Genomic DNA, 13,528 nt, shown 5'->3' with positions numbered 1-13,528 from the left:
ATTATGTAACGAGGTGCAAAAATACAACTATTTTGAATAACAGCCAAACATTATAGATATTCTTGATAAAGCTTATAACGAAAAACGTTAAAAAAATCTTAAAATCTATAATTAAAATCAGCAAAATGGTGCTATTTTTGCATCACTAAAACAAGATGAAAAAACTTTTACTCCCTCTCCTTTTTATCGCTGCCGGGACACTTGTACTTACCAGCTGCATCAGCATTCCCAGGAATTTATCTGAAAATTCATTGGACAACCTGCAGCACGACAAGCACCGGATTGTTTACTTTAATCCTGAAGTTTACCCGGATGTCGAGGAGATAAAGTTTCCCTCTTATCAGGCGTTTTTTGATGGCGTTACTGAAAAACTGCGCAAATTTGAACATTTAAAACTGTCCAGAGTAGACACTCCCCTGGTTTATGATTCGATCGATGTGCAGACGATCAAAGAAATTTGCCATAACAATAATTCTGATCTGGCTGTCGTTCCAAAAATTAAATATTTTAAAGTTGGCCTGGGAAAATATGTATTTTCAAACCAAGTAGTGATCAGCATGAAGATGTTTAATTCTGAAGGTACACTCCTCACTGAAACATCTTACGACACTTACAGGAAGAACAGGAGAATGCTGGGCAGTACCACCAACTCCATCAAAATCGGGACAGAAGGCGCTATGAATGAAATCCTGAGAGAAATAAGACTTATGAACCGCATCACAGCTATCGAAACACCGCCCGATACACCAAAGGCACTTATTACCACACCTTAATTCTCTTTATTTTATTAATTTTATGGCTGAAAACAGTGCTTCAGCTTATGAGAATTATTTCGACGGTACCTTCGATCACAGAAACTTTATTCGATTTTGATTTAGATAGAACTGAAATCGTTGGTCGTACTAAATTCTGCATACATCCTACAGAAAAGGTTTTCGAAATTGAAACTGTTGGCGGTACGAAAAACCTTAATCTTGATAAAATTAAATCCTTGATGCCGGATCTGATCATTGCCAATAAGGAGGAAAACCAGAAAGACCAGATTGAAGCACTGATGCAGGATTTCAACGTTTGGGTGACCGATATTGAAACATTGGAAGACAACGAAAAATTCCTCACTGAACTCGGCGGCAAACTCCATAAACAGGATCTGGCTGAGAAATTTAACAGCGAAATTTCAAATATTTTCAGAAATTTAAATACCGAAAAAAGAAAAAAAGCAGCCTATCTGATATGGAACAATCCTTATATGACGATAGGTTCAGACACTTTCATTCATCATATTTTAAATAAAATCGGCTTCGATAATATTTTCGACAATCAGAAACGTTATCCCAAAATCAATACAGAAGATTTGAAAAATGCTGAATACATTTTGCTTTCTACGGAACCTTATCCGTTTAAGGAAAAACATAAAAAAGAGTTTGAGACTTTATTCCCAAACTCAAAAATTATGATTGTTGATGGCGAAGCGTTCTCATGGTATGGCACGCATTTAACCAAAGTTAAAAACTACCTGTCGGAACTCGCACAAATTAATTAATCCTATAAAATCCCAGCGACCTTTTCACAAAGCCATTCCAGCAGCTCTCTGTCTTCATCGGTAAAAGGATTGAGCTGGTGCGAATCGATATCAATTTGTCCGATATTTTCTCCGTCTTTGATGATTGGAACCACAATCTCAGCTTTTGTATCCACTGAACAGGAAAGATAATTATCCTGCTCATGAACATCGGGCACAACAAAAGCTTCGTTGGAAATAGCCACCTGTCCGCAGATTCCCTTTCCGAAAGGAATGACTGTATGATCAGTTGGCGCACCAACGTATGGCCCCAAAACCAATTCATCCTTATCGCCATTTTTGAAATAAAAACCCGTCCAGTTATAATAAGGAATCTCCTGATCCAACAGATGGCATATTTTTTCAAGTTTGGCATTGGTGTCTGCACTTGGACTTTCTATGATAGACAGCAGTCTTTTTTTCAGCTCGCTCATAATTCTTCGATTTGTATAGTTTCTTTATAGCCAAAGAGCCCCCTTTCCTTGATCATCTCGGCAACGCCTTCGGGCAGCTGGTTTTCCCAGCCGGTTTCGTGTTTCGCGATTTTTGCAAGGACTTCACGTGAATAAATTTCAGAAAAATCAGGATTATAATCTACAATATCCACAATTCTCCTGTTGGCGATAAAATATTTATATAGCTCTTTCACATTATCGTTTACTTTCAGGTTTTTCGAGGTCAGCAATTCGTGGGTCTCAGGATCTTTATAAGGATAGAGGTAAACCCGCATGTCTTTCCTGAAAAATTTACCGAAAGCCTCCAAAATACCACCTGACAGGTGTTCATAATACTCTTCATCAAAAACCATCTGCAGGTTATTAACGCCCATTGCGACGCCAAAATAACGGATGTTATAAGTCGTAAAATATTCTGCCAGGCGGTAATATTCTGCAAAATTTGAAATCATCACCGTGTAGCCCAATTTGGCGAGCACATCCACCCTGTCGAGGAAATCCCTTTCATCAATCTTACCGGTCGCACGCAGGTTAAACGTCGTAATTTCGAAAATAATGACAGTATCTTCGGGCTTGCCCTCCGTATCTTTCAGGAACATCTTCAAGCCTTGCTCGAACATATCGGTATTAACCAGTGTGACCGGCCTGAAACTTCCACGCACCGCAAATACATCTTTTTTATAAAGAATATCAGCCGGCAGCATATTTTTACCTTCTGAATTGAAAATCACGGCATCCGTCATTCCTTTTTTTACAAGCTGAAGCGACATCAAACGGTTGTCAACATAAGGAAAAGCCGGGCCTTCAAAATGAATGGTATCGATCTCAATTTTATCTACTGAAATATCATCGTAAAGTGATTTTATCAGTTCCCGCGGATTGTCATAAAGATTGAACGCCCCATAAATCAGGTTTACACCAAGACTACCAAGAGTTTCCTGCTGCAGACTGGCTTCATTTTCCCGGAACCTGACGTGAATGAGAATCTCGCTGTATTCCCCATTCGGCGAATGCTGAAACATAATCCCAACCCAGCCGTGACCTTTGAAGGTTTTATGGTAATTGATGGTGGTTACTGTGTTGGCATACGAAAAGAAACGTCGGTTCGGCGTTTCTGTATTATCCAATCTCTCGTCGATAAGTTTTATCTCGTGCTTCAGCATCTTTTTAAGACGGTTCTGCGTTACAAATCTGTTTTTCTCCTCCTTACCGTAAATCGAGTTACTGTAATCCTTATCGTATGCAGACATTGCTTTCGCAATGGTGTTTGATGCGCCGCCCGCCCTGAAGAAATGCCTTACAGTCTCCTGTCCGGCTCCAATTTCGGCAAAAGTACCATATATATTATGGTCAAGATTTATTGCTAAAGCCTTCTGTTTAGGGGTTAAGAACTGCTTAATCTCGGACATTTTTAAATTTTTGTAAAAATATGAATTATTCAGGCAAAATACCAATTTTTCTTTCAAATGCCGATGAACAGGCACTTTAAAATTTTCTACTTTTTAAACAAAAGCAGCAAAAAGCAACCAAATTAAGCATTTGTTGTACTAAATATTATACTTTTATTTCACGGTATTGGTACCAAATTGAGCCGTATAAATATCCTTTCTGTCGCATTTTTTAATGCAGACACTAACCCTAAATTTTTATACAATGGCTACATTGAAATTTATCCTGAAAACCCACCAGGAAGACAAAAGCGGCAAATGTCCGCTTTACATCAGATTAATTAAAGACAGAAAAGCCAAGTTTATTTCTACCGGAATAAAACTTGAAGCACAGCATTGGGACGAAGACAAGCAGAAAGTAAAAAAGAATTATCCCAACAGTACCAGGATGAATGCCGTTTTGGCTTCCAAACTTGCCGATGCTTCTATTCAGGTTCTGGATGAAGAAAGAAAAACCAAAAATGTAACTGCCAAAAAATTGAAGCAGGCCCTTGTAGGTTCCAGTTCAGTTAATTTTTTTGAGTATGCAGACAAAACACTTAAGAACATCCGCGAAACCATATCTGAAAACACTTATACTGTGTATCGGGCGCAGGTGAATAAGTTCAAAGAATTTGTAGGAACAGATGAACTGTTGTTGGAAGATCACCACAAAGCAGGAACTTTGGCGAACCTGCTTCAAAAAATGGTTTGTGGCAATGGTAGCCTGCGTACTGGACGAGAAACAGGTAAACCAGACCGTAATCGTTTTTTCCGGAAAACAGGGATTGGGAAAAACAACCTGGATAGAAAAGCTCATGCCTAATCCATTGAAAGAGTACATCTTTTCCGGCACCATTAACCCAAGCAATAAAGATACTCTCATTCATTTGGCAGAATGTATGCTCATCAACCTGGACGAACTGGAAAACCTGAACAAAACAGAAATCGGAACGCTTAAGGAAATTATCACCAAAACGCACATCAGAATGAGAAAAGCCTACGGTCACAACAACGAAAATATGCCCCGAAGGGCATCTTTTGCCGGCAGTGTAAACACTGCCCAGTTTCTGAACGATACCACCGGCTCACGCCGTTTTCTTTGCTTCGAGGTGGAGCATATCGAATACACCCACGAAATCGACATCAACAAAGTTTTTTCTCAGGCTTTAAAACTCAAAACAAGGCTTCCGCCACTGGTTCAACCAGGAGGAAATCAAAGAAATCAATGCGAATAATGAACAATATCAGTTGAGAAGTCCGGAGGAAGAGTTGTTGCTGACTTGGTTTGAAAGTGCAGAAAAAGAAACCGCCCAGTACTTTTTAAACACCACACAAATTCTGCAAATGATAACAAGCCGGGCAAATCTAAATATTTCGGATGCTTCTGTAAACAAATTGGGAAAAGCGTTACGGAAGCACGGTTACAACCGGGTGATGAAAAATAACTCGTATGTGTACGCAGTTAATTTTTTGGAACCTGAAATAGTAGATGCAAAAAATAAAGAGGGTTCAGAGGCTAAGAAGGTATGTGCTGTCCAGCAGGAAATTCCGTTCCGCTTTAAATCGTGATTTTTAAATATATTAAAATTGAGATGGTTTTGCACTAAGTCTGGTCTGCTGCAGGCTTTACGCTCACTTTTTCAATCCTTTTCTTATCAGTTTTAAGTACGGTGAAGACATAATCGTTCCAAAAAACTTCTTCTCGCTCTTTTGGGAAATGTTGCAGTTGGGAGATGAGGAAGCCACCCACGGTGCTATAGTCACCGGGTTCATACTCATCTTCCAATTCTAATTTTTGCAATAGTTCGTAGTAGGAAAATTGACCGTCCAATATTAAGCTGCCGTCCGTATTTTCAGAAATCTGCATGTCTCTTTGTCCATATTCGGTTGCATCACCTATTAAGGCATCCATTAAGTCATCCATCGCAATCAATCCTTCCAGGGAGCCATATTCGTCAACAACAAATGCATAGTGTATTCTTTTAGTTTTAAACTGTTCCAAAACCCGGTAAGCAGCAGTGTTTTCATGCACAAATAGTGGTTCTCTTATAAATGGCTTTAGTTGAAATTCTTCATAATCAGTAACTTTTGAAAAAAGCTCTTTTACAGATACATATCCTATCAAATTATCCAGGTTTTTATCTACCACAGGATAAATCGAATGGGATTCTATATTGCTTTTTTCTTTAATCATCTGCAAACCGTCGGTAATGTCGAAATAAATTAGGTCTTTCCTTGGCGTCATGAGTTCGCGCACACGTCGGTCTCCCAATGCGAATACACGCTCAACAATATTCTGCTCTATTATTTTCACATCACCACCTTCCACACTTTGCTGCAGCATGGCTTTTATTTCTTCTTCGGTTACCAGTCCGTCATTTTTTTCGTTTATACCGAAAATACCAAGGACAAAATTATTGGTCTTGGTAAGCAACCAAATAAACGGTTTTGCAATGGTGGAAAGCAATGTCATAGGTTTGGCCATCATCACGGCAATTTTTTCCGGAAAAATCAGGCCTATTCTTTTCGGAATGAGTTCGCCCAAAACAATGGAAGAAAATGTTAATACAACCAGTACCAACACCACGGATATTGAATCAGAATATTGCTGCAGTGGCTCCAACCTCGAAACGTATACTTTCACATCTTCAGTAATTTTATCGCCGCTGTAAATACCTGTTAAGATGCCGATTAAGGTAATGCCAATCTGTACGGTGGATAAAAATGTGTTCGGTTTTTCGGCGAGTGCTATTGCTTTTCTAGCATTGGCGCTCCCTTTTTTAGCCAAATTTTCAAGTTTGAATTTCTTTGCGGATACCAACGCAATTTCACTCATTGAGAAAATGCCGTTTAATAATATCAGTAAGAATAGAATCAATATTTCCATGTAATAATCTTTTGCTTCCTAAGGAGCGAATTTGCTATGCACAAATATAGATAACCTAAATAATAATGTAATTTCGCGAGGTTTTAAGGTTACGCTGGTAGATAGGAAGTCTTTATTTCTCACAGCTGTAAATTATACCATCATCCGCTTAAATCTTCCCACACTAAAAGTATGGTATATTTTACATTTGCACTAAACTTTTATGAGGATGAATAATGCGATAAAAAATATACTGATTCCCCTAGACTTTACCCGTAAAAATGAAAAATTTCTGAACATCGCTGCAGCGATGGCTAACCGTCACGGTGCTAAGGTGCATGTTCTTAATGTGGTCCCTTACTCATTGTTGGGAACGGGGAGTGCATCAAGCGGAAAATTTTTTTTCCACGGAAACGCAATGATTGAATCTGCGGAAAAACAGTTGGCAACTTTCAAAATGGTGATGAGTCAAATTACAAATGAAGATGTTATCGCCCAACACGCCATTGGATCTGTCGCTACAGAAGTTCTGAAATACAGCAATCAGAAAAACATAGACCTCATTTTGATGCCTGTGCAATATCCAAAACGAAGACCGGGCTTCATCAGTTCGAATACTTATGAGATTATCGCAAACAGCGCGGTACCAGTCATAACGATTCCTGAAAATTTCAATAAGGAAAAGTTTGAAAAAATCCTTTTTCCCATTCGCAATGTAAAGGCGGTGGAAGATAAACTGCAGTCTGTAATACCGATCGCCAAAAAGAATAAAGCCAATGTTCGTCTTGTGGCTATTGACGCTTTCGAGCGTAACAGCAACATCCGAAAGTTAGAAGATAAAGTACAACTTCTTGGTGAAAAGTTAAGCAATTCTAAAATTGCTGCTATTAAAGAGGATTTAAGAGTTTCCTTGGAGCCCCACAGCGATATTTTGGCACTTGGAGACCAGAATAATTCAGATTTGATTGCGGTTAATGTTTCTACGAAAAAATCTTTTACCCAACTCTTCAAAAATAATTTTACTGAAAATATAGTTTACAAATCCAAAAGACCAGTTTTTTTCTTCCGCAATGAAGAAGATGCTACGCCCGCACAGGAATATGTTGCTATGCCTTATCCAATGATGCCGGTCTAAAAATAACGAACACAAATGCAAATTATAAAGTTTTCCAATACACACATTCCGCTATCGTACCGTCACGAAGTTGCTAATTTTCTTTTTGAGCATTTACAAGAATTTGGCGATCCGAAAGACGATATTATGCTTTCCCTCAATTATATTGATGATAAAGAAACAGGAAAAGGGGGTTATTTACTTGTCGCGATGGATGATGATGTAATGGTTGGCGCCGTAGTGGTAAATAAAACAGGAATGCAAAGATACATTCCGGAGAACATTTTAGTATACATTGCCACGCACAACCAGTACAGAGGGAGAGGAATTGGAAAAAAACTGATGCAGGAAACAATCAAGGTTTGCGATGGTGCTATTGCGCTGCATTGCGAACCTGATAATCCTGCAAAATACCTTTACGAAAAATTAGGCTTCACTTCGAAATATCTCGAAATGCGCCTGCCAAACGAAAAAAATGTCAATAGTAACACTCAACAGACGAAAACTAAGGGAGAATTTCAACTATCTTAATCGTTTTTTTGCTGAAAAAAATATAGAATGGAGCGTAGTAACTAAAGTGCTTTGCGCAAACGAAACTTTTCTCGAAGAAGTGCTTTCGTTGCCCATTGATGAGTTCTGCGATTCCAGAATTTCAAATTTAAAAACAATAAAAGCCTTAAACCCGGATGCTCAAATCGTCTACATAAAACCTGTTCCTCTTACTTTTGTAGAAGATGTTGTAAGATATGCAGATGTTAGTTTTAATACGGAAGTAGAAACCTTGTCTTTATTGTCCAGTAAAGCAGTGTCGCTGAATAAATTTCATAAAGTTGTTATAATGATTGAAATGGGTGAATTGCGGGAAGGTGTCGTTCGGGAAAGGCTTTTAGATTTTTTCGGTAAAATATTGAAACTTCCTAATATAGAAGTGGTGGGAATCGGCACCAATCTTTGCTGTATGAATGGCGTATTGCCCGACTACGACAAAATGAAACTGCTTCACGAATCAAAACAAGAAATAGAAAAGACGTTCGACGTTCATATTCCCTATATTTCGGGCGGTGCATCTGTGGCTATACCGTTGCTATTGAACGGCGAAATGCCACCGTATATCAACCATTTCCGGATTGGCGAAACTTTGTTCTTTGGAACCAATGTTTATGACGATTCCCTTATTGAAGGCATGCATCACGATGTCTTTAAACTGAACGCCGAAATTATTGAGATTAAAGAAAAACCCAATATTCCTGAAGGGAAATTAGGGACGAACCTCACCGGAGAAAAAAAAGATTTTAATAACCTGAAAAAAATAAAAAATACCAAAAGGGCCATTGTGGACATTGGTTTGTTGGATTTGTCACCCAACAATATTAAGCCCGTCAATAAAAACCTCGAAATTGTGGGGCAAAGCAGCGATATGTTGGTCTTGGATCTGCAAAATTCCTACAAAAACTATAAAGTGGGAGACATGGTTGCTTTTGAACTGAATTATATGGGGTTGTTGAGCCTTATGAACTCTTCCTACGTACAAAAGAAAGTCATTTCAGATGTTCACTGTCATATAAAAAAAAGAAAAAACCGTTTCCTGGAACGCATCTGCTAATTAACTGTTTCATAATTTTAATTTATAATTTGTTCCATGGCAGTGTTGAAATATACCATAATTTATTTTATGGTATATTTTATCTTTGTGGTATATTTTACATCGCTTATGGAAGATTTTGACACCTTGATAAAATATACTATTAAGAACATAAAGGAGCATGATGCGGACGTGGTAGATTTTGCTTTTTACAGGTTTGCTCACTTCTTGAAGGATGCCCCGCATCTTTCGGAACCACACCGCCACGATTTTTACGCTTTAATTTATACTATTAAAGGTAATGGCTCGCACAGCATCGATTTTGAAGAATATCTAATCGCACCAAACCGGCTTTTTTTTATCAATTACGACCAAGTACATTCTTGGAATATTGCTTCCGATGTCGAAGGGTATATCCTGCTTTTTTCAAAATCTTTTTACAATCTTATATTTACCGGTAATGATTTGGTGCAAAGCGATACGGCGGTAGAAAGTTTGCCGGTATATATCGACATACCCGAAGACGAGAAACATTTTTGGCTGAACATTTTTGAAAACATCAAACTCGAATTCCAAAAAAAGGAAGGCTATTCTCGGGAAGTCATCTGTTTGTTGCTGAAAACCTGCGTTCTGAAGATGTCCTCGGCGTCAGAGAATTCTAAATTCGAGGCTTCTGTCTCAGACCACAAGGGTTTATTAGTTTCCGAGTTCCGTAAGCTGGTCAATCTGCAGTTTCGGGAGAAGAAAATGCCTAAGGAATACGCTGCTCAATTGTCCGTAACGCCTAATTACCTTAATGCAGTGGTAAAAGAATATCTTGGCAAACCGGCCGGAAACGTCATTAAAAACCGTATTGTATTGGAAGCCAAACGGCTGCTTTCGCACACAAAACTTTCCGTGAGGCAGATTTCTTTGGAATTGGGTTTTAGCGACAATTCTCATTTTGGGAAATATTTTAAAAATTCCACAGGTCAAACACCCGAAACATTCCGTAAGAATCTTCAGCATTAAAATTTTAGTCCGAACCGTTTTCCTAAACTTCAGGAAAACAATATTTAACATTTAAAATCTAAAATTTAAAATCATTAATATGATGAACTCAACACAACATATAGAAATTTGTCCCTTAAAACCTGAACAGTATTCAGAATTATTGGACGTCATGAAGATGGCCTATCCCAATTGGCAGGGCGGTTATTGGAGTGAAAAATCCATTCAAAAACTAACACAAATTTTTCCGGAAGGGCAGTTGGTTGTCCTTATCGAAGGAAAAGTTGCCGGATGCGCACTCTCGCTAATTGTGGATTATGAAAAATTTGGCGACAGGCACACCTACGAGCAAATCACCGGCAATTACACCTTTTCTACATTTGATGAAAACGGAAAAACGCTTTACGGTATAGAAGTATTTATCCACCCGGATTACAGAGGGTTAAGATTAGGCAGAAGATTGTATGACGCACGAAAAGAACTTGCCGAAAAACTGAACCTTAAGAATTTCATTTTCGGTGGCAGAATTCCTTTTTATCACAAATACGCCGATGAACTTTCACCAAAACAATATCTTGAAAAAGTAAAACACAAGGAAATTTATGACCCGGTGCTGAGTTTTCAGATGAGCAACGATTTCCACGTGAGGAAAATTATTAAAAACTATATTCCGGATGATGTGCAGAGCAAGGAGTTTGCAACGCTTTTGGAATGGAACAATGTCTTTTATGAAGATGAAGATTCCGACAAAAAAACACCAAAGAAAAACGTCCGCATCGGCTTGGTGCAGTGGAAGATGAGGATGTATAAAAACTTGGATGATTTGTTTACACAGGCAGAGTATTTTGTCGACGCCATTTCCGGCTACAAATCCGATTTTGCCTTGTTTCCGGAATATTTCAACACCTCGCTGATGGCGGAATTCAAAAATGTTTCTGAGGCTGAAGCCATGCGTTTGCTTTCCAAATACACGCTTGAAATTCGGGATAAATTTAGTGAATTGGCTGTTGCTTACAACGTCAATATCATTGCCGGAAGTATGCCTTTCTACGAAAACGGCGAACTGAAAAACACGGGTTTCCTGTGCCACAGAAACGGGAAAATAGACCGTTACGACAAAATTCACATTACGCCCGACGAAACCAAATATTGGGGCTTGAAAGGTGGCGACACTATTAAAACTTTCGATACCGATGCCGGAAAAGTGGGCGTTTTAATTTGTTATGATGTTGAATTTCCGGAACTTCCCAGAATCTTGGCAGACCAGGGCATGCAGATTCTGTTTGTGCCTTACCTTACCGATACGCAGAATGCCTATATGCGTGTAAGAAAATGTGCCGAAGCCAGAGCCATAGAAAACGAATGTTACGTGGCAATTACAGGAAATGTGGGCAATCTTCCGCAGGTGGAAAATCTGGATATTCATTATTCTCAAAGTGCGGTTTTCACACCAAGTGATTTTGCTTTTCCGAGTAACGCCGTGAAAAGTGAATCCACACCAAACACTGAAATGATTTTGATTTCTGATGTAGATTTAAAATTATTGGACGAACTCCACGAATATGGCAGCGTAAGAAACCTGAAAGACCGCAGAAGTGATCTTTATAAAATTATGTCCTGCACCAAGGTGCTTGAAGTGAAAGAGATTGCTTCAGGACGAAAACTGCCTGTAGAAGTGGGGGCGCGTTATACCGGCCTTAGAAACCGCGTAGATATGCCGGTCGGAACTATAGGAATGATTGGCATCAACGAAATTATGCAGGAAAAACCTAAAGAAAAAAATGTAAGAAATGGAAAAGTCCGTTCATAAAAAACTCAACGAGTTACAGTCCACTGCAATCAGCGGAAACGACATTAGTTCAAGTTGTCTGTATGTTTCAGCGCTTACCGTGATGTATGCCGGTCAGTTTGCTTGGATTTCACTTTTGGTAGTTGCTGTGGTCTTGTTTCTATTCAGGAAAATATATGTAGAAGTCGTGGGTGCTTTGCCTTTAAACGGTGGGGCTTACAATGTATTGCTCAATACGTCCTCAAAAAAAGTGGCTTCAGTTGCGGCGGCTTTAACAGTGCTTTCTTATATGGCAACGGCGGTGATCTCCGCTTCCGAAGCCATGCATTATCTTGACCATTTAGTTTCGGTGAATGTAATGTTGGCAACAGTAGTGGTTTTAGCCATTTTTACGCTGTTAACCATTATGGGAATTTCCGAATCGGCAATTGTTGCGGTGGTAATTTTTATTACCCATTTAGCCGCTTTAAGTTTATTGCTTATTACGGGAATTGTGTTTGTTTTGGGAAATGGTTTAGATGTTTTCGAACTCAATTGGAGTTTGCCGGTGAAGGGCGGAAGTTTGCTCACGGCACTTTTCTTAGGATTTTCTGCAGCAATGCTGGGGATTTCAGGCTTTGAAAGTTCAGCCAATTTTGTGGAAGAACAGAAGCACGGCGTCTTTCCGAAAACATTAAGAAATATGTGGGCCGTAGTTAGTTTTTTCAATCCTGTGATGGCGCTTTTAGTGATTTTTATAATTCCTGTGGCCGACGTTCAGGAGCACAGTTCGGCATTATTGGCTTACCTCGGCAGCAAAACCGGCGGAAGTTGGCTCGCAACCATTATTTCCATTGATGCGGTTTTGGTGCTTTGTGGTGCGGTTCTTACGTCTTTCGTGGGTGTTTTGGGTTTGGTAAACCGTATGACTTTAGATAGAATCTTGCCCAATTATTTTCTGAAAACCAACAAAAAAGGCTCTTTTTACAGAATTGCAATAGGTTTTCTGATTCTGTGTGTTTCAGTATTGCTTGCTACAAAAGGCGATTTGGCTTCGCTTGCAGGGGTTTATACCTTTTCATTTCTTTCGGTAATGGCACTTTTCGGAATAGGGAATTTACTGCTGAAAATCAAGCGGCGAAAACTTCCACGTCCCGAAAGAGCACCGGTTTTTAATGTTCTGATTGCGGTTTCGTTTGTAGTTTTAGCATTTTTTGGTAACATTTTGCTTAACAAATCGGCTTTTTATACGTTTCTGCAATATTTAATTCCGGCATTATTGGTGGTGGGCGTTATGCTGAACCGAACCATCATTATTTCGGCTTTAATTTCGGGTTTAGAAGCATTTTCCAGACCTTTCAGGAAATTTTTCTTCAGGTCAAACAGATATTTACGGCGTTTAAACCGCAATATTCATTCGCAGGAGTTCGTGTTTTTTACAAAAAAAGATGATGTGGCCATTATGAATAAGGTGATGCAGTATGTGCAGAATAACGAGACCACCAAAAAATTTAAAGTGGTAAATGTTTTCAGAGCGGGGGATGACAACGGAGATTTAAAATCGGACCTTCGTGTTTTGGACCGTGCCTATCCGGAAATTGATATCGAGTTTGTAGAAATTCCCGGCGAGTTTACACCACAACTGATTGATGAACTTTCCCGCCATTGGAATATACCGAAAAACTTTATGTTCATAGCCTCGCCAAGCGACCGGTTTAGTTATCGTGTGGCAGATTTGGGTGGTGTAAGATTAATTATGTAG

At 39.1% G+C, this 13,528-nt stretch carries 14 protein-coding genes; 11 read left to right on the top strand and 3 right to left on the bottom strand.

Going from position 1 to position 13,528, the window contains the following annotated elements; all coding sequences use genetic code 11:
- Positions 1-155: 155 nt before the first annotated feature.
- Together CKV81_RS12255 and CKV81_RS12250 are read left to right on the top strand one after the other, a co-directional pair.
- A complete protein-coding gene (locus CKV81_RS12255) occupies positions 156-773 on the top strand; it encodes a pyruvate decarboxylase (protein WP_095073651.1) in 618 nt (205 codons plus the stop codon).
- Between the two features lie 47 nt (positions 774-820).
- Entirely contained in the window at positions 821-1,543 is a 723-nt protein-coding gene (locus CKV81_RS12250) for an ABC transporter substrate-binding protein (RefSeq protein ID WP_095073649.1), read from the top strand.
- Between the two features lie 2 nt (positions 1,544-1,545).
- On the opposite strand, the gene CKV81_RS12245 is transcribed toward CKV81_RS12250, so the two are convergent.
- Positions 1,546-1,995, bottom strand: coding sequence for a GAF domain-containing protein (locus CKV81_RS12245; protein WP_095073647.1), 450 nt, complete (start codon positions 1,993-1,995; stop codon positions 1,546-1,548).
- Positions 1,992-3,425 (bottom strand): nicotinate-nucleotide adenylyltransferase, encoded by a 1,434-nt coding sequence (locus tag CKV81_RS12240; RefSeq protein WP_095074520.1) that lies wholly within the window; start codon positions 3,423-3,425, stop codon positions 1,992-1,994. Before CKV81_RS12240 ends, CKV81_RS12245 begins: the two co-directional genes overlap by 4 nt.
- Before the next feature lie 244 nt (positions 3,426-3,669).
- Here CKV81_RS12240 and CKV81_RS13485 point away from each other — a divergent pair, with 244 nt between their 5' ends.
- Genes CKV81_RS13485 through CKV81_RS13475 form a run of 3 tightly spaced genes read left to right on the top strand, consistent with a single transcriptional unit; the run spans position 3,670 to position 5,015 of the window.
- Complete coding sequence (locus CKV81_RS13485; protein ID WP_198409823.1) at positions 3,670-4,269, top strand: hypothetical protein; 600 nt, start codon at positions 3,670-3,672, stop codon at positions 4,267-4,269.
- Positions 4,163-4,681 carry a virulence-associated E family protein gene (locus CKV81_RS13480; protein ID WP_258454358.1) on the top strand — a complete coding sequence of 173 codons (519 nt, stop codon included), beginning with the start codon at positions 4,163-4,165 and terminating at the stop codon, positions 4,679-4,681. The genes CKV81_RS13485 and CKV81_RS13480 overlap by 107 nt, the downstream gene beginning before the upstream one ends.
- A gap of 13 nt (positions 4,682-4,694) precedes the next feature.
- Entirely contained in the window at positions 4,695-5,015 is a 321-nt protein-coding gene (locus tag CKV81_RS13475) for a DUF3874 domain-containing protein (protein WP_198409821.1), read from the top strand.
- A gap of 34 nt (positions 5,016-5,049) precedes the next feature.
- Here the strand turns inward: CKV81_RS13475 and CKV81_RS12225 are convergent, their stop codons facing one another.
- Positions 5,050-6,282, bottom strand: a complete 1,233-nt coding sequence (locus tag CKV81_RS12225; RefSeq protein WP_258454357.1) for a hemolysin family protein — start codon at positions 6,280-6,282, stop codon at positions 5,050-5,052.
- A gap of 259 nt (positions 6,283-6,541) precedes the next feature.
- Between CKV81_RS12225 and CKV81_RS12220 the strand changes: the two genes are divergently transcribed.
- The 6 genes from CKV81_RS12220 to CKV81_RS12195 all read left to right on the top strand — a co-directional run bounded on the left by CKV81_RS12220 (position 6,542) and on the right by CKV81_RS12195 (position 13,528).
- Positions 6,542-7,447 carry a universal stress protein gene (locus CKV81_RS12220; RefSeq protein WP_157727424.1) on the top strand — a complete coding sequence of 302 codons (906 nt, stop codon included), beginning with the start codon at positions 6,542-6,544 and terminating at the stop codon, positions 7,445-7,447.
- Positions 7,448-7,462: 15 nt separating this feature from the next.
- On the top strand, positions 7,463-7,957 hold the full coding sequence (locus tag CKV81_RS12215) for a GNAT family N-acetyltransferase (protein WP_095073641.1): 495 nt from the start codon (positions 7,463-7,465) through the stop codon (positions 7,955-7,957).
- Positions 7,902-9,029 carry an alanine racemase gene (locus CKV81_RS12210; RefSeq protein ID WP_095073639.1) on the top strand — a complete coding sequence of 376 codons (1,128 nt, stop codon included), beginning with the start codon at positions 7,902-7,904 and terminating at the stop codon, positions 9,027-9,029. Before CKV81_RS12215 ends, CKV81_RS12210 begins: the two co-directional genes overlap by 56 nt.
- 69 nt (positions 9,030-9,098) lie before the next feature.
- Positions 9,099-10,019, top strand: coding sequence for an AraC family transcriptional regulator (locus tag CKV81_RS12205; protein WP_169842774.1), 921 nt, complete (start codon positions 9,099-9,101; stop codon positions 10,017-10,019).
- Positions 10,020-10,098: 79 nt separating this feature from the next.
- Positions 10,099-11,808 (top strand): carbon-nitrogen hydrolase family protein, encoded by a 1,710-nt coding sequence (locus CKV81_RS12200; protein WP_258454356.1) that lies wholly within the window; start codon positions 10,099-10,101, stop codon positions 11,806-11,808.
- On the top strand, positions 11,789-13,528 hold the full coding sequence (locus tag CKV81_RS12195) for an APC family permease (RefSeq protein WP_095073636.1): 1,740 nt from the start codon (positions 11,789-11,791) through the stop codon (positions 13,526-13,528). The genes CKV81_RS12200 and CKV81_RS12195 overlap by 20 nt, the downstream gene beginning before the upstream one ends.

It is taken from the genome of Chryseobacterium taklimakanense, assembly GCF_900187185.1.
Classification (GTDB): domain Bacteria; phylum Bacteroidota; class Bacteroidia; order Flavobacteriales; family Weeksellaceae; genus Planobacterium; species Planobacterium taklimakanense.
This window is presented reverse-complemented; position numbering and strand designations above follow the sequence as displayed.

What these genes read in the sequence shown, in the direction of transcription:
- CKV81_RS12255 (WP_095073651.1), top strand. Translation starts at nt 156, where the DNA reads ATGAAAAAACTTTTACTCCCTCTCCTTTTTATCGCTGCCGGGACACTT.
- CKV81_RS12250 (WP_095073649.1), top strand. Translation starts at nt 821, where the DNA reads ATGAGAATTATTTCGACGGTACCTTCGATCACAGAAACTTTATTCGAT.
- CKV81_RS12245 (WP_095073647.1), bottom strand. Translation starts at nt 1,995, where the DNA reads ATGAGCGAGCTGAAAAAAAGACTGCTGTCTATCATAGAAAGTCCAAGT.
- CKV81_RS12240 (WP_095074520.1), bottom strand. Translation starts at nt 3,425, where the DNA reads ATGTCCGAGATTAAGCAGTTCTTAACCCCTAAACAGAAGGCTTTAGCA.
- CKV81_RS13485 (WP_198409823.1), top strand. Translation starts at nt 3,670, where the DNA reads ATGGCTACATTGAAATTTATCCTGAAAACCCACCAGGAAGACAAAAGC.
- CKV81_RS13480 (WP_258454358.1), top strand. Translation starts at nt 4,163, where the DNA reads ATGGTAGCCTGCGTACTGGACGAGAAACAGGTAAACCAGACCGTAATC.
- CKV81_RS12225 (WP_258454357.1), bottom strand. Translation starts at nt 6,282, where the DNA reads ATGAGTGAAATTGCGTTGGTATCCGCAAAGAAATTCAAACTTGAAAAT.
- CKV81_RS12220 (WP_157727424.1), top strand. Translation starts at nt 6,542, where the DNA reads ATGAATAATGCGATAAAAAATATACTGATTCCCCTAGACTTTACCCGT.
- CKV81_RS12215 (WP_095073641.1), top strand. Translation starts at nt 7,463, where the DNA reads ATGCAAATTATAAAGTTTTCCAATACACACATTCCGCTATCGTACCGT.
- CKV81_RS12210 (WP_095073639.1), top strand. Translation starts at nt 7,902, where the DNA reads ATGTCAATAGTAACACTCAACAGACGAAAACTAAGGGAGAATTTCAAC.
- CKV81_RS12205 (WP_169842774.1), top strand. Translation starts at nt 9,099, where the DNA reads ATGGTATATTTTATCTTTGTGGTATATTTTACATCGCTTATGGAAGAT.
- CKV81_RS12200 (WP_258454356.1), top strand. Translation starts at nt 10,099, where the DNA reads ATGATGAACTCAACACAACATATAGAAATTTGTCCCTTAAAACCTGAA.
- CKV81_RS12195 (WP_095073636.1), top strand. Translation starts at nt 11,789, where the DNA reads ATGGAAAAGTCCGTTCATAAAAAACTCAACGAGTTACAGTCCACTGCA.